Below are 16,272 nucleotides of genomic sequence, written 5' to 3'. Positions count from 1 at the left end.
TTTTAATATAAATCAAAATATTATAAAAAATAGCACGATTTGATAATTCATTAAGATATTAAATATTTTCTTTATATTGCTAATTATCATTTGGCAAAAAAACCTTATCTCATTGATTGCATGATCAAAGAGCGTTTCTTTTCATTTGAAAGAAAAAATAATCCGTATTTTTTATGTAAGGATGAGCCTTTATGCCCTGTTCAGGGAAGATAGGTAGAATTTGCACAATTCTAAAAACGGATAATACTTATATCGTTCTTGAACAAAACAACATAGTCAATTGGCGTGAAATATGGTTTCCATCACTCAAAGATACTGAAAGGGAATATAACACTATGTCTTCCTATTCTATTTCTGTTAAAAACTCTAGCGGCGCTGCGGCTAATGTCGCCATCTATCAAACTTACCCTAATCTGGTCACCGGTTTGCCATTGGTATGGCTGCTGCAGACGATCAACGATGGCAATACGAACAGTTATAACTGGTCAATCGACTGGGCGCTGAACTGGGGTACAACTGAACAGCCATTGGCCCCGGGTGTTCTCTGGAGTTCCGGTGGCCCGATCCAAAGTATGAATCCTACGGCCAGTGGCGGAAACAACTCGATGGGTGTTACCTACACTAATGGCCAGTTCCAGACACAGCCGACGGCATATAATAATCCGGATGTTGCTTCCGGCAACATGCTAGTGACAACCGATTCAACATTCACTGTCACACAATCCAAAGCAATGAGTCTTGCTGTTTATATGAATTCCCTACCCGCATTCGCGATGCAGGGGAAACCCAATGGGAACTTCATGTTTGATACACATCCAACATATTGGATTTGCACAACAGATTCAAAAATAGGTGTTGCTGTTTCAGGAACATTTGTCAGCAGCCCGAAGCAGTTCTCTTTCGCTAACGGAGTAACCTCATTGAAGTTTGAGCTTAATGATACGTTGCAATTTGTTCAGCTCTGATAGAGTGGTTTTCCCGAAAGGATATTTGTAGCGACTTTATTCACGGCTGTAGTCAGAGAAACCAACCTGGAGGAAACGACAGGTTGGTTTTTTGAAAAAAACAGGGTTATCTGAGCTTCACACATTGATAGAAATCAGTTTGTTATGATTTTACTCCCTATCATGAACGCACGATAACACAGAAAGCACTGTCGCCTAAGTTTGCCTTAATAAGGATCCCTATTGTGGCTTATTCAGTAACCGTGACCAATAAGAGTGGTCTGCAGCAAAATGTGGCCATATATATAGGCGACTCCTCAGACAATAGTAACTTCTCACTTGTCTGGTTGTTGAAGCCGATCAATAACAGTGGGAATGCTACCTTCTCATGGGATGAAACCGATTATGGGTTAGGTTGGGGTAATACCAGCGGGCAGATTGATATTGGTGTGGCATTTTCTAAAGGGCAAGATCCCACACCCGTATTTCCGAATTTTTCCGGCGGAAAAAATTCACTGCCCATTAGCTATAACAATGCCGGTTTTTTCTCTGGCATACCTTATTTAGACAAAAATATTACTGACAAATTAAAAGTCTCAACCGATTCAAGTTTTACGGTTTCGAATGCACTGACCATGGGTATTGCCCTATTTATCTATAAACTGCCTGCGATAATAATGCAGGGCAGCCCTAATATGAATTACTACTTTATGATATCGAAATTGTCATATTATTTGGTTGTCACCAATTTTAAACAGGGGATCGTACTGCCTGCAACGGACTCGATGTATGCCATGGATTCGATGTATGCCAGAAGCACATCAGCAAATAGCATGGGCAAGCCAGTTAAAATCCCCTTCGGTCCAGGATCAGAAAACTTAGCTTATACGTTGGATGGCTCTCTAAATTTCATCGCTAGTTAAGGTGTTTTTTTTAAAAAAACGCTAACGAAAACTTAATTTATTATCCATACAAAAAATTTTACTGTTTCCAGGCTTCCAACAATGCAGCTGCGTTCACCAATATCAACGCAGTAGCCAACACGAATACTGCCACCGTACCAAACTGTCAATAAGCACATTGTCTGTTTTAGAAACGACCGGTGGTGGAAGCGTTATCTCATTTGCTACCTACCGTCCGGAAATATCCGGGCGGTAATATCCGACCTTTTGTGCTTTCAAAACGCGCCAGAGTAAAGAGCACAAAATTTGCCATTCATGATATGTCTGTGCGCAAAGTAAGGACTCCCACCTCTGGAAGGGCTTCTTTCTGGTAGCGCTGCATGGGAGAAATCAGCGACCAGACTTCATCGGGAAAGTTGTAACGAGCCAAATTAAAGAACTTTTTGTGGTGAAACCACATCCCTGATTGTACAAAAAATAGTTATGGGCCGCCCAGCCTACTGTTTACCCTTGCTCAGGATGCATGGCGCAAACGCTGATATTTTTTACCTGCAGCATTTGCGCCATCACCGCTCACGCGATTCAGGTTGGATTAGAAACGCGTCCAGCCTTCTGTTGCTGTGCTCTGTAGCGCTGTCGTTGATTTCGGCTTACTCAGTCTGGCAACGGAAGGCGGCGCCAGCGACACCGGTGCGGCAGCAAACGTGCCAATATTGAACACCGATACAGACTGCAGAAGCTGTGTTGCCTGCTCTTGCAGACTCTGTGACGCCGAAGCTGACTCCTCAACCAGCGCTGCGTTCTGCTGTGTGGTTTGATCCATCCCGCTCAGCGCCACGCCAACCTGCTCGATACCCCGCGCTTGCTCTTCGCTGGCAACGCTGATTTCCGCGACTGTGTCCGTCAGTTGCCCCACGGCGGTCACGATGCCGGTCATGGTTTCGCCGGCCCGGCTGACCAGCTCGCTGCCGCGATCCACGTTTTCCACGTTGGAGGCGATCAACTGCCGAATTTCACCTGATGCCGTCGCGCTGCGCTGCGCCAGGCTTCGCACTTCGCTTGCCACAACGGCGAAGCCTTTGCCGTGTTCTCCCGCACGGGCCGCTTCCACGGCGGCATTCAGCGCCAGAATATTGGTCTGGAAAGCGATACCATCGATAACCGTCGTGATGTCCGAAATACGTCTGGAGCTACTGTCTATCAATTGCATGGTGCTGGTTATCTCAGACGTGACGTCACTCCCTTCCCGGGCAACACGCTGAACGTTTACCGCCAGCTGTCTGGCCTCGCGGGCGCTGTCGGCGTTATTTTTTACCGTAATACCCAGTTCGCTCATCGTCGATGCCGTTTGTTCCAGCGCACTGGCTTGCGCTTCGGTGCGTTGTGACAGATCGCTATTGCCCTGTGCTATCTGCATGCTGGCCGATGCCACGCTCTCGGCATTGCTTCTTACCGTGCTGACGGTGCGGGTCAGGGATTCTTGCATCTCGCCAATCGCATTGAGCAACCGGCCCGTTTCATCCCGGCTCCCTGTCGGCACGTCGCCACTCAGGTCACCACGGGCGATTCGCTGCGCCGACAGCAGTGCCTGCTGTAGAGGACGGGTCACACTGCGGGTGATCCCCCACGCAAAGAATATCCCCAGGAGTAATGCAATAGCGGTGGTCACCGCTAGTAATATCACTGCGTTATCACGCTCATTAATGACTCGCGCTGCGCCGTCGCTCATCCTTTTACGCTGGAATTGCACCATCTCTTTTAATGCCGCCATGTAGCTAATCTGGCTCTGATAGCGGGGGCCGAAAAGAAGTCGGGTCGCCTCTTCTTTTTTACCCTGCATCCCCAGCGCCACAACATCATCAATAAACGGGAAGAACTGCTCGCCGTTACGTTGCATGGCCGTAAAAATCTCTCTGCCTTTGTCGGTTTCAACGTGGTTTCGCAGCAGTTCTGTCATCACGTTGATCTGGTTTTTTTCTGTATTGTAATCGCGTAAGAAACCCGCTTTTCTTTCCGGGTCATCCATCAGAATGATATTGCGAGCAAGCCGACTCATATCAGCGGTGAAGAAGCCGATTGAAGAGGCGGCGTCAACGTTAGCGTAAATGTTGTCTGTAATCGATACGGTTGTATTGCCGAGGGATTGCAGGCGGCTGATACTACTCAATGCCATAATGATAACCAGCAGCATCATGAAACCCAATGCCATCCAAAGCCGTGTGCCAATTCTAATATTATTCATAACAGTCCGTCTTACTATTGATTATCCAAAATAAAAGCTGGTGGATGAAACGAACACCAGGATATAAACCTACGCGTTTCAACATCCCATCTGTAGGCGACGGAATTAAAAAACACATAACGTACGGAGTGAATAGCATTATCACAAAGATATTTAATAAAAAAGTATCCTGCTGTGTGGAACCACAGCAACGCCGACCGTGAGCCACATGTTATGAAGCCATGAAAACAATAATAACGTATTGATATTTAATGTTATTTATTTTTTTACAAAAAACCACCCCGTTTTCAGGGATAAACAAAATAAATGGGAGGGGGGTAAATAGAGGGAATTACGCTATCGAAAAGTCGGATGTCAGCCCAAATAACCTACATCGTTATCAGGGGAATAAAACCCTATGACGATTTAAGAAATCGATTATCCAGCCAGTGAACCATTTAAATCAGAAATCAATCACACTATGGAAATTCTTCACGCCATTATTCAGTTAAATTAATACTGGGTGATATTTTAAACAACCAGACAATACTCCATTTATTAAATTTATTTTCATTATTCATCCCCTGCTATCACCACCAAATAATCTGTATCTAATTGTAAAAATACACAATGACGTTGTGATGAAAGGACTATTTTTTGATCTCTGGTGACAAAAATGGCATCAATATCCGAGCGTTGCGAGAGATAAGCCAGCCCTTTTTCTACCCCCATGCCATAAAGCAGCGTGGTATAAATGTCTCCATCAATAGACGCATCGGTGATGAGTGTGACGCTCAGTATTTCATTATCGAGTGGATAACCTGTTTTGGGATCAAAGATATGGTGATAAATGCGCCCCTCAAATGTGAAATATCGTTCATAGATACCGGATGTCACTATCGACTTGTTCACTACCTGTATCAGCCCAAGCAGTTCATGACTCTCGCCAAACGGCTTTTGTAACCCCACCGACCAGGCGGCCTGATGGGCGCTTTGCGGTCTGCCGATAGCCAGGACATTCCCGCCCAGATTGATCAGCGCATGATAGACGTGGTGCTGGTAGAGAAATTGCCTGGTAACATCCGCAATATAGCCCTTCGCTATCGCCCCTAAATCGATTTCCATCCCTGCTTTTTCCAGCCATACCGAGCGCGCCTTGGCATCAAGAATGACGTGACGAGGGTCGGTCAGCGCCAGTAACGCACGCAACTCATCGGCAGGCGGCACCCTTTCGCCCTGAAAGCCGATTTTCCAGCGCTTTACCACCGGTCCGATAGTGACATTAAAGCAACTGCCTTCCAGCAGGCTGACCTCTCTGGCCCGCGTAATCAGGTTAAACAACCACGGGCTGACGACAACCGGGTGTTTTCCTGCCGCCTGATTAATAGCCATCACCTCAGAGTTAGCCCGATTAACGGTCAACACATCTTCCAGTTGTTTAATGCGACCAAACACCCGCAATGCCAGTGCTTCATTCGGTTCAAACAATTTGAGCAGGATGGGCGACCCCATCAGCACGGTGGAATAGGTATACATCCGATCCTCTGGCGACATAGCGGGTACCTCTGAAGAAAAACACATCGAGCCTGCGTCAGCAGCGAGGGCTGACGCAGGTTGGAATGATAGACTGACACGAGCCCCGTACTTACATGCGCACGTAAGTCGCGGCGTTACGGCCTGCCTGAATGCCAAACACAATGATATCGGCGATGGCGTTACCGCCGATGCGGTTGCCACCGTGGATACCGCCCACCACTTCACCGGCAGCGAAAGCGCCCCGAATCACCCGTTTCTTGCGGTCCAGCACGGCGGTATCAGTATTGATCACCACACCGCCCATGGTGTGATGTACACCGGGCGCGATGCGAATAGCGTAAAACGGCCCCTGATTGAGCGGATGACGCAGCGCGGTTTGGCGGCCGAAATCGTCGTCATGCCGTTTTTCAACAAAGCGGTTATAGCGCGTCAGCGTCGCTTGTAGTGCATCAGCATCGATAGCCAGTTTATCCGCCAGTTCACGTGGAGAGGCCGCACTCACCACAAAACCACGGGATAAATACTCGTCCGCTGCCTTGTTTTTCGCCCTCACCTGCTCATCAAACAAGATATAAGCGTACTTCTCCGGCAGAGCGATGATTGACGCCGACACCTTGTCACGGGTTTCCATTTCGTTAAAGAAGCGCTGGCCCTGCTGATTCACCAGAATCGCACCGCCGCCGCGAATGGATTCCGAGATCAGATACGAGGTGTTCTGCTCCACCGTGGGATGGATCTGGATCTCGCCTAGGTCCACCGTATCCGCACCGACCTTCTCCAGAATGGCAATACCACAACCAGTCGCACCGCTATGATTGGTGGTGACAAAACCATCCAGATCCGGGCGGTATTTCAGTACCATGTCGCGATTAGCGCTGAAACCGCCAGTGGCAACGATCACCCCTTTGGTGGCGATGGTCAGTTGCTCGTTGTCTTCGCTCTGCACCCGCACTCCGGTCACCGCTCCGGCGTCGTGGAGGATATCGATGACCGCGGTTTCCAGCATGACATCGATGTTGCGCTTATTGATATTTTTGACCAGCCCACTGATCAGGAAACCGCCAACCGCCGAGCCATCTGCCGGTCGGTGGGTACGATCCACGCTCATGCCGCCAGTAATAGTAATGTCGTTCAGTTCGATACCACGCTCTGCCAGCCAGTCGATCGCCATCGGCGCACCTTCGACGAATCGTTTCAGCAAATCGGGGTTATTTTTTGTTTACCGCCTTTCAGAGTCTCCTCGTAGAAACGCTGCTTGTCGTCAACAATACCGCGCATTTTCTGGAAACGCGTGCCTGCCGCATTCATGCCGACAGACGCTTTGATGGTGTTGCCACCGATGCTGGACATTTTCTCGACAATCAGCACGCGGGCACCGTCGTCACAGGCCTGAATCGCCGCCGCCAGGCCCGCTCCACCACTGCCGATCACCACCACGTCGTAACAATCCATCTCAGCCGGGTCGCCGCCCTCCTCCACAATCGCCGCCTTACAGGAGCGGGCCAGCGCCTTGGAGACGGCTTTTTTCACCGCTTCACTTTGCACCGTCGCGCCAGTCACAGCATCCACATGCGGGCTGTTTGCCTCCAGAATTCGGGAACGAATCACCTCAAAGCTGCTGACAAATTCAGTATGCAACTGCGCATGGGGCGCAAGTGTCACATCGGCGATGCGGTCCGTTTCCAGACTGATGTTAATAACCAGCTCGCCGACATCATCCTGTACGGTTTCCTGAAAAACGCCAGCTTTGAATTTTTTCGCCGCCAGACTCATATCGCGGATCATCGCTTCCACCAGTGAGAAACGCCACAACGGTTCTGGAATAGTCAGGGTCTCACGCTGGGTGCTGTCGATAAACAAATCGATTTTCTGCTGGCTGATGAGCCGATCGGTCCAGTCCGGGTAAGCAATGCAGGCTTTCCCTACCGCCACCAGATCGTAACCATGCTCCAGCGCGGCATCGGCATCGGCTTGATTAACCACCCCGCCCACGCCGATAACCGGTACTTTAGCCAGCGTGTCAGAACGCATCGCGACATATTTACCAATCAGCGGGGTAGGATCGGTAGTATCGACGATGGAAGAACGCAGGGTATACCCCATGGAGAAATGCAGATAATCCAGCCCGCGAGCCGCCAGTTTCTCCAACAGGTACAGGGTGTCGTCAAAGCGGATGCCCGGTTCTTCGATTTCTTCCGGTGAAAAGCGATAGCCAATGATGAAAGAAGCGTCCGCGTACTGGCGCGCCATTTTGTGGGTGATATCCAGCACCGCGAGCGGAAATCTGGCACGGTTGTCGCGGCTACCGCCCCATTCGTCGGTGCGCTGGTTGGAGTTCGGTGAGTAAAACTGCTGAATCAGATAAGTATTGGCACCGTGGATTTCCACGCCGTCGAACCCTGCTTCAATCGCACGGCGTACCCCTTCGCCAAATTTGGCGATCATCGCCTCGACTTCCTCGCCCGTGAGCGCCAGCGGCACCGCTGCGCCTTCACGCGGTGCGGCCACTGCACTGGGCCCAACCGGTGAACGTCCGCCAATCAGTTTCGGCTCCACCATGCGACCGCCGTGGTAGATTTGCAAAATAGCCTTTGAGCCTTTCTCCTTGATGGCAGAGGCGATTTTTGCAAGCCCGGCGATTTTATTGTCGTGGTCGATACCGATGGCGCCCGGAAATGCCAGCCCTTTATCGTCGATAAAGCAGCACTCCACGATCACCGCCCCGATACTACCGGCACGCACCTGATAGTACTCCACCAGTTCCCTGGTGACGGTACCGTCATAAAAGCCGGTACAGGTGGTCATCGGTGCCATCAGCAGACGATTTTTAAGTTCGACGCCGTTAGGCAAGGTAAACGGACTGAATACCTGGTTATTAACGCTCATAAGAGACTCCATAAATTACCAATGTTTTATAGGCTTTGAATGGGTTATCGGTTTATTGTTTTTGATTTTTCTTAATGGGCCGATGTCATAGCGTTAATATGATTGGCTTTTTAGTTTCTAAATAATCAATTTAGTTAATTAACTAATAAACCACTATTATGTCATCGTGTTGTTTAAAGCCTGGTAAAAGGGAAAATAAGTTGTTCACATTTATTTTAAATAAGGTAACGCTTCATTTACCTGAGCAAGAAAAACGATGACATGAGACAGCAAGGGGCTGACGAAGGCATCATGCGCCAGAAGACGGCTTTGGCGCTAAGCATAACGGTGGCAGGAGAACAGGGTTTGCGAAAGCGGTAACAGCAGGGTCAACACCAGAAAAAAATATGACAAATTGCCTCTAATAAATAAAACACCGGTTCATAATCATTAACCGTAAAATAAAAATCCACTCATGGGGGTTAGCATGAAATCATGGCGATTCGTATTTCGGTGCTTTATTTTATCTGTCCAGTGCCCGTAATAAAACATCTTCCCAAACCCGACGCCTGAAGGAAACCATCAGGCATCAGGAAGGCTTATAACGTCAATAAAACTTATCGCATCGACAAGCCTTATGGCGTCGGTAACAAAAACGCCTTGAACTGCGGGGTCATCACCGCCTCAAATCCTTTATCGGTTTTGGTAATCAGGTAAACCGCCAGTCCCTGCTGTTCCGCTAGCTTCAACGCTTTTTCGGTGCCCAGCACCATCAACCCGGTATCCCAGCCATCGGCTTCCAGCGCCGTTCTGGCAATCACGGTGGCGGAAACCAACTGATGGGTAATCGGCCGCCCCGTAGCCGGGTCGATGATATGAGAGTAGCGCTTGCCATCCTGCTCGAAATAATTGCGATAACTACCGGAGGTACTGATACCGTAGCCCTGCAGGTCAACCGCGGCCTGAATCGCGTTTTCTTTATCGGTGGGTTTCTGAATAGCGACCCGCCAGGGTTGTCCCTGACCGTTGACACCTCGACTGGAAATCGCCCCGCCGACCGACACCAGATAATTGGTGATGCCTTTACGGGTCATCAGTTGCGCCAGCAACTCAGCGCCGTATCCCTCGCCCAGCGTGGAGAGATCCACATACATATCGGGCAGATCTTTTTGCAGCCATTCGCCCTGATTATTACTGATCAGACGCAGGTGGTTTAGCCCCACTTTATGCCGCGCCTCATCAATCTGTTGCTGGCTGGGTACCCTGGTCGGCTGCTTCTGCGGCCCGAACCCCCACAGGTTAACCAGCGGCCCTACCGTGATATCCATCGCCCCGCCGGTTGCCCGGCCGATACGCTGTGCGGCCAGAATAATATCCGCCATGCCGTTACTGATTGGCTGAGGGTCTGTCCCAACGTAGCGGTTAAAACGGGATAAAACCGAATCACTACGGTACGTGGAAATCTCGTTGTTCGCCTGCTCCAGCAACGCATCGACTTCCTGTTGCAACTGCTGGCTGCTTTCCGGCAACGCCCCGCTTATCTTCACGCTATAGAACGTGCCCATGGTTTTACCTTCAAAGGTGGTAAACGGGCGCGAATTTTCAGCGGATGATTGCGGTTTACAGGCGCTCAGCACGCCAAGAACACCGAGAAAGAGAACGGATTTTAGGGCGAAAGACGCCATGAACAGCACTCCTTGAATCACAATGACGCGCTATTGATAGAGCAAGAACGGGTGATTGAAAAGTGCTGATGGGAAAAAACCTGTCTGAACGCAAGAGATCGGCGCAACATCGTGCTTTCTGCCTGTCAAAGTCATCCGACCGCTTTACGACCTGAGCCCCGTGTTTTCCACTGCCCCCTTTGTCCGCCACAAAAAAAGAAACGCGCCCCAGGGCGCGTTTCGATGAGATCCTGTTACCGTGATTACGGCGCTTTCGGTGCAGCGGGTTCTTGCTGGTGTTTGGCAAAATTGTCGTTAAACTGCTTTTTCTGTTCCGGCGTCAGCACGTTGTACATTTTGTTCTGAATCTCCAGACGAGTCAGCATATGGGCTTTGTTGGCCTCGACCATGCTATTGACCACTGCTTCCGCTTTGGCTTTATCAAAACTGTCAGCTGCAATCAGGCTGTGCCATTGCGCACGATGCTCTGGCGAAGGACGTTCACGATCCTTTTTCGCATTCGCCATAATGTCGCGCATTTTCTGGCGCTGCTCATCAGTCAGGTTCAGCCCCTTGAACATCATGTTTTCCTCCATGCCGCGTTCGCCACGCGCGCCGTCATGATGTTTCATCATGCGTCCGCCCTGATCCGGCGGGGTGGTATCCTGAGCGTGGGCGAACCCGGCGCTACTCAGCGCCAGTGCAGAGGCAATCATAATCACGGTTAATTTAGACATAAGACCTTCCTTCACGTTACGGTTTTAATTATCAACACACCACAGTGCGTCAACCTGTAATGCATCAACCTTTGCGATGCAGTATAGGTCGGTGAAATTCAGTTAACCGAGAGTCAGGGTAAAGGTTTGCAAGGGAGATATTCACAATTGCGCCAATTGTGGAGAAAGCGGAAGTATTGCGTAAGCAACACGCCAGAATGAGAAAAAGGCAGGGTGGTCAATCACTCTGCCTTTTCGTTAACGCCCGACCACGCGATGTTTATCAGGCGGTTTGCGTCTGACGAAGATGTTTTTCACGGCGGATTTTGCGCTCTTCCATCACAGCGACCATCGCCATCAGGCAGATACAGCCGATAGCGGCGGCATCGAGCGCGGCAAACGTTCCCGCCCAGCCGGTCAGCCCGAAAATCGGGGTGCCATCGGCTATCATGCCCAAACCCAGCTTGGCGAAACTGTCACCAATCAGGTAAGCGAAGGTACCTTTAATACCATCCGCAGCGCCGATGGCTTTCTTCGGTACAAACCCAACGGCGGCTACGCCAATCAGCAACTGTGGGCCGAACACCAGAAAGCCCAGCGCAAACAGCGACGACAGGTAAACATACTGGTTGCTGGCATGCTGATAGACCCCCAGCGTGACGATGATCAGCGCCAGCGCGATACAGGCAACCAGTCCACGGCGGCCGTTCGCCAAATCCGACAGCCAGCCCCACAACAACGTTCCCACCAGCGCACCGGCTTCAAACAGGGTGAAACCCTGAATGGCGACAGCTTTCGGTAACTTCAGCTCCTGATAGGCATACACCGTGGACCACTGATCGATACCGATGCGCACCACGTACAGGAAGATATTGGAGAAACACAGCAGCCAAATCACTTTATTTTTCAGCACGTACTCGACGAAGATCTGCCATTTGGTCATGGTGCCGTCCTCGGCTTCTTTGTCTTCGTCAGAGATAGCTTCATCAAACAGCTCCTCTGCTTTTCCCAAGCCGTAGGATTCCGGTGAGTCACTGCCAAACCGCAGGCCAATGAAGCCGACAACCAAGGCGATGATAGACGGGAAAATAAACATACCGATGACATGGCCGTCGAACAGATAGTTGGCACCGAACAAAGCGACACCGGCGGCCCCCGCACCGCCGAGGTTATGGGAAATATTCCACAGCCCCAGATAGGTGCCGCGCTTGCGGCGTGGCGTCCACTTGGTAATCGTGGAATAGCTGCATGACCCGCCGGTACTCTGGAAGAACCCACTCAGCGCATAAAACGCGATCATCAAAAACAGGCTGACGGAACCGGTTCCCATGCTGGCACTGAAACCGAGCATGCAAATCGCCGACAAGATCAGCATAAACGGCAGAAACTGCTTGGTGTTTTTACCGTCGGCGTAATAGGACACCAGTGTTTTACCCACGCCGTAGGTTATCGAAAAGCCCAGACCAATCATGCCAAGCTGCGTCATGCTCAGCCCATAGGTGCCGATCATGTCATTTTGAGCGATGTTAAAGTTTTTACGGATCAAATACATGGTCAGGTAGCCGATGAATACCACCAGATAAGACTGCATGAACGGCTTAAACCACATTTTTCGCCGCACATCGAGCGGCAAATCCAGCGTCGGGCGACGCACCTGGGTTAAAAAGTTAAGCATGATGTTTCCTCTTACGGGACGGGATAGCCTGCGGCCTTGCGACCCGCAGTGATCTTTTCGCCCACATTGTAAGAAGCCCTAACACCACGGGCTTGAGGGAACGTCCTGCTTAAACTAGGAAATTTTCCCGGTTTTTGCCGGTTCAGAGGAAAAGGGTGAAGCGAATCACGCTATATCGGTTCATGCTACATCTGCTCATACTACATCTGTTCGCGCGACATCTGCTGTGGTTCGCGGCGACGACGCACGCAGGAAAGGCAGTAACAACAGTGCAGAGATGCCGCCCGCGACGGCAATGACCGCGAAAAAACCGGTCCAGTGCCAGATGTCCATGATACGCGCCAGCGGCCAGCCCGACAGCGACGCCCCCAAATAGGCAAACAACCCGACAAACCCGGTGGCTGCACCGGCAGCATCTTTGTGAGAACATTCAGCCGCCGCCATGCCGATGAGCATCTGCGGGCCAAAAACGAAGAACCCGGTGGTAAAGAAACAGGTAGCCTGCATCACATAGCTGGCGAATGGCATCAGCCACAACGAGCCGACAGACAACAAAATGCCAGCGGCAAAAATCAGGTTCATCGGGCCGCGGTTGCCGTTAAACACTTTGTCCGACCCCCACCCGGCTACCAGTGCGCCGATAAACCCGCCCAGCTCAAACATGGTCACCGCCGAGTTCGCTGTCACCAGATCCACCCCCAGCGTTTCCGACATGTAAAGGTTGCCCCAGTCGTTAATGGCGGCGCGCACCACGTACACCAGCACGTAACAGCACGCCAGTAGCCAGATGTATGGGTTAGTGAACACATACTTATGCAGAATCTCCCGGTGTGACAAGCCAGCGCCTTCCTGCTGTTGCGCTATCTCCAGCGCATCCTGCCGCCATTCCCCGACATGCGGCAGACCAAGCGTCTGCGGCTTATCACGTAGCCGCCAGCATAAAAACAACCCGGCGGCGATCGCGAGCGTTCCGGCGATCATCATCCCGGCGCGCCAGCCGTAATGCAGTGTCGCCGCCCCCACCACCATCGGGATCACCGCGCCACCCACGTTATGCGCCGTATTCCACAGCGCCCACCAGCCGCCACGCTCGGTGCGCGAATACCAACTGGTGAGCAGTCTGGCGCATACCGGCGCGCCCCAGCCCTGGAAAAAGGCATTCGCCATCCACAATGTCGCAAACGCCCACAGCGATGAGGAAAAGCCAAACAAAATATTGGTCACGCCGGTCGCCAGCAGCCCCATCCCCATAAAATAGCGGGCATTGGAACGGTCACTCACCACACCCGACAGGAATTTCGACGCCCCGTATGTCACATAAAATAACGTGGCCAACAGCCCGATATCCGTGCGCGCCATTAACCCACTGGCGAGGATCTCCGGCACCGCGGCGTTAAAACTTTTCCGGGTGAAGTAAAACAGCGCATAGCCCAGATACAGCGTAATCAGGATATGACGACGCCAGTAACGATAGGTGTCGTCAATCGCCTGACGGTCGCGCAGCGGCGGTGCGCTGGCGGGAATATTCAGGAACCGGATGAGGGAGAAACGGGGGTGAGGGAAGCCGGACATCAAGACTCCTTGCTGGCAGACAACGGCACACTGACGGTGACACGCGTACCGTGAGTACAGGAAAGTTGCAGGGTGCCACCCAGCGCGCTCACGCGCTCACGCATCCCAAGCAGACCAAACCCACCCGAACCGGAGCCGGGCGGCAGCCCGCAACCGTCGTCCTCGATAACCAGCATCAGGCGTTCATCCTGCTGCCAGGCCTGTAGCGTCACCGCACTGGCGTTGGCGTGTTTGACAATATTATTTAACCCTTCCTGACAGACGCGAAACAGCGTGACCCGCAACCCTTCACCGAGCGACGCTTCGTCGATATGCCAGTCGAGGTGGCTGATGATCCCCTGCTCTTCCAGCTCCATCTCGCGCATCAACGAACGTACCGCCTGTTCCAGCGTGAGGTCGTCCAACTGGCGCGGGCGCAAACGCCCCATCAATCGCCGCACCGAGTCATACACACTCAGCGATAATTGCTCAATGAGCGTGCTACTTTGACGGACATGGCGGCTTTCCGGGGCCAGCCGCTGAAGAATACCCGCCTGTGTGCGAATGGCGGTTATCGTCTGACCAATATCGTCATGCAATTCCCGTGCGACATCGCGTCGCACGTATTCCTCCATCTCCAGCAGGCGTTCCGCCAGACGGCGATTACGCGCCAGTTGGTTTTGCAGCGACACATTCAGTTCACGCAAGCGCTGGATACCCGCACCGAGCAATAACCCGGTCAGGCTCTGAGCCAGCAACGAGAGCAATAAATCCACCGGATGCTCATGCCAGGTCTGGCTGGCGATAAGCGCAATCGCATTCATTAACGTGGCAATCAGCGCCCCCTGCCAGCCATAATGCCAGGCCAGCGCGATGATCGGCAGCGCCAGACAAAACGGGGTAAAGCGCGACAAATCCGCCGGTAGCCCCAGTTGCAGCCCCAGACTGACCACAAACAGCAGCAGATACCACAGCAGATGACGCCCACGCCAGTTCACCGGCTGCGACACCAGCGATGGCCCCAGCGGTAGCCAGGTCGAGCTGGACAGGTAATGCCAGATAAGCAAACAAGTCGGCGAGAGCGTCAGCCCACCGGTCAGCGTTAGCAATAACACGGTCAGTGAGTCTTCACTGTGGCCAAGCCACGGCAGGGATTGCAACAACGCGGCTGCAATCAGCGCACCGCCTTGCAACAGCAGCGTGTGCCAGTCATCCTGACGGGCCTGTCGGGATGCCAGCATCACCGGCAGCAACGCCAGTATGCTGCCCGTTAACAACAACGGGAGATGAGTCAACGCGACTTCATTTGCAAGCCAGACCAGCAACAGCCATTCGCTCGCCAGCAACACCGGCCAGAAACGACGTGGCGATTGCAGCATCAACCCCTGCCGCAAACCGAAAGGAAACAGCAACACCGCCAGATCCGGGCGCGCAACCAGATGCAGGCTGATGCTCCACAGGCAAAACCACGCGGCGCAAAAGATAAAACTGCTGGCGAAAGCGGCAATGAGCCAGGTGACAATCGGGCGCATCACCAACCATCAAACATGCGTCGGGCCAGTTCCACGTCATTGCTGACGCCCAGTTTTTCCATCAGGTTGGCGCGATGAACGTGAACGGTTTTTGGCGACAACCCCAACTCTGCAGCGATGGTTTTCACCGCCATCCCCTGCGCCAGTTTTTCCGCCACCTGGCGTTCGCGACGCGTCAAGGGATCCCGCCTGCCGGACGCCAGTTTCAGGGCGATATCCGGCGTCAGATAACACCCGCCACCCGCCACGGTACGCACGGCGGCAATCAGTTCATCCGGGCTGCAACGCTTAGAGAGAAAACCACGCGCGCCAGCATTCAGCGCCTGCTCAATCAGTGCCGGGCTATCGTGCACCGACAGCATAATCACCGCCATCCCCTTCGGAAGTTGGCTAAGCAGTTCAAGCCCAGTGCAATCGGGCATAGAAATATCACAGATACACACCTGAGCCCCCCGCCCCGGCAATCCCGCCAGCGCCTCGCGCCCGGAGCCGAACTCCCCGACTATCTGCATATCGGGCTCCAGCCCCAGCAATTGGGCAAAACCAGAACGGACAATAAGATGATCATCAATCAGGGCAAGGGTAATCATGGTTAAACCTGGGGCGACAGGGAGGCACTTACCTTAGCGTTAAGATCTGGTGCGTTCAAGGGGTGAGCAATCAGGT

At 52.1% G+C, this 16,272-nt stretch carries 10 protein-coding genes and 2 pseudogenes; 2 read left to right on the top strand and 10 right to left on the bottom strand.

Annotation, left to right across the window (positions count from 1 at the left end; genetic code table 11):
- Positions 1–335 precede the first annotated feature (335 nt).
- Both DZE2538_RS02890 and DZE2538_RS02885 read left to right on the top strand, forming a co-directional pair.
- Positions 336–965, top strand: coding sequence for a hypothetical protein (locus DZE2538_RS02890; RefSeq protein WP_023638891.1), 630 nt, complete (start codon positions 336–338; stop codon positions 963–965).
- 224 nt (positions 966–1,189) lie between these two features.
- Positions 1,190–1,867, top strand: a complete 678-nt coding sequence (locus DZE2538_RS02885; protein WP_038915548.1) for a hypothetical protein — start codon at positions 1,190–1,192, stop codon at positions 1,865–1,867.
- Positions 1,868–2,127: 260 nt separating this feature from the next.
- On the opposite strand, the pseudogene DZE2538_RS21505 reads toward DZE2538_RS02885, so the two are convergent.
- The 10 genes and pseudogenes from DZE2538_RS21505 to uhpA all read right to left on the bottom strand — a co-directional run.
- A pseudogene (locus DZE2538_RS21505) lies at positions 2,128–2,276 on the bottom strand (IS5 family transposase); the annotation flags it as partial.
- Between the two features lie 162 nt (positions 2,277–2,438).
- A complete protein-coding gene (locus DZE2538_RS02880; RefSeq protein WP_038915547.1) occupies positions 2,439–4,088 on the bottom strand; it encodes a methyl-accepting chemotaxis protein in 1,650 nt (549 codons plus the stop codon).
- A 552-nt stretch (positions 4,089–4,640) separates the two neighbouring features.
- Positions 4,641–5,621, bottom strand: a complete 981-nt coding sequence (locus tag DZE2538_RS02875) for an FAD:protein FMN transferase (RefSeq protein ID WP_038915546.1) — start codon at positions 5,619–5,621, stop codon at positions 4,641–4,643.
- A 91-nt stretch (positions 5,622–5,712) separates the two neighbouring features.
- Positions 5,713–8,489 (bottom strand): annotated as a pseudogene (locus DZE2538_RS02870) (flavocytochrome c).
- Between the two features lie 614 nt (positions 8,490–9,103).
- Positions 9,104–10,153, bottom strand: a complete 1,050-nt coding sequence (apbE, locus tag DZE2538_RS02865; RefSeq protein ID WP_038915545.1) for an FAD:protein FMN transferase ApbE — start codon at positions 10,151–10,153, stop codon at positions 9,104–9,106.
- Positions 10,154–10,395: 242 nt separating this feature from the next.
- A complete protein-coding gene (gene spy, locus DZE2538_RS02860; protein WP_038913130.1) occupies positions 10,396–10,869 on the bottom strand; it encodes an ATP-independent periplasmic protein-refolding chaperone Spy in 474 nt (157 codons plus the stop codon).
- A gap of 262 nt (positions 10,870–11,131) precedes the next feature.
- A complete protein-coding gene (gene uhpT / locus DZE2538_RS02855) occupies positions 11,132–12,523 on the bottom strand; it encodes a hexose-6-phosphate:phosphate antiporter (RefSeq protein ID WP_019843781.1) in 1,392 nt (463 codons plus the stop codon).
- A 195-nt stretch (positions 12,524–12,718) separates the two neighbouring features.
- Positions 12,719–14,095: an MFS transporter gene (uhpC, locus tag DZE2538_RS02850; RefSeq protein ID WP_038915544.1), complete on the bottom strand. Its 1,377-nt coding sequence runs from the start codon at positions 14,093–14,095 to the stop codon at positions 12,719–12,721.
- On the bottom strand, positions 14,095–15,606 hold the full coding sequence (gene uhpB / locus DZE2538_RS02845; RefSeq protein WP_038915542.1) for a signal transduction histidine-protein kinase/phosphatase UhpB: 1,512 nt from the start codon (positions 15,604–15,606) through the stop codon (positions 14,095–14,097). The genes uhpC and uhpB overlap by 1 nt, the downstream gene beginning before the upstream one ends.
- A complete protein-coding gene (gene uhpA, locus DZE2538_RS02840) occupies positions 15,606–16,196 on the bottom strand; it encodes a transcriptional regulator UhpA (RefSeq protein WP_019843778.1) in 591 nt (196 codons plus the stop codon). The genes uhpB and uhpA overlap by 1 nt, the downstream gene beginning before the upstream one ends.
- Between the last annotated feature and the right edge of the window lie 76 nt (positions 16,197–16,272).

It is taken from the genome of Dickeya zeae NCPPB 2538 (assembly GCF_000406165.1).
In the GTDB taxonomy this organism is placed as follows: Bacteria; Pseudomonadota; Gammaproteobacteria; order Enterobacterales; family Enterobacteriaceae; genus Dickeya; species Dickeya zeae.
The sequence above is the reverse complement of the archived record's forward strand: the minus strand, read 5'-3'. Positions and strand labels throughout refer to the sequence as shown.

Excerpts from the sequence above, each read along its gene's own strand:
- DZE2538_RS02890 (WP_023638891.1), top strand. The coding sequence starts at position 336 with ATGTCTTCCTATTCTATTTCTGTTAAAAACTCTAGCGGCGCTGCGGCT.
- DZE2538_RS02880 (WP_038915547.1), bottom strand. The coding sequence starts at position 4,088 with ATGAATAATATTAGAATTGGCACACGGCTTTGGATGGCATTGGGTTTC.
- DZE2538_RS02875 (WP_038915546.1), bottom strand. The coding sequence starts at position 5,621 with ATGTCGCCAGAGGATCGGATGTATACCTATTCCACCGTGCTGATGGGG.
- apbE (WP_038915545.1), bottom strand. The coding sequence starts at position 10,153 with ATGGCGTCTTTCGCCCTAAAATCCGTTCTCTTTCTCGGTGTTCTTGGC.
- spy (WP_038913130.1), bottom strand. The coding sequence starts at position 10,869 with ATGTCTAAATTAACCGTGATTATGATTGCCTCTGCACTGGCGCTGAGT.
- uhpT (WP_019843781.1), bottom strand. The coding sequence starts at position 12,523 with ATGCTTAACTTTTTAACCCAGGTGCGTCGCCCGACGCTGGATTTGCCG.
- uhpC (WP_038915544.1), bottom strand. The coding sequence starts at position 14,095 with ATGTCCGGCTTCCCTCACCCCCGTTTCTCCCTCATCCGGTTCCTGAAT.
- uhpB (WP_038915542.1), bottom strand. The coding sequence starts at position 15,606 with ATGCGCCCGATTGTCACCTGGCTCATTGCCGCTTTCGCCAGCAGTTTT.
- uhpA (WP_019843778.1), bottom strand. The coding sequence starts at position 16,196 with ATGATTACCCTTGCCCTGATTGATGATCATCTTATTGTCCGTTCTGGT.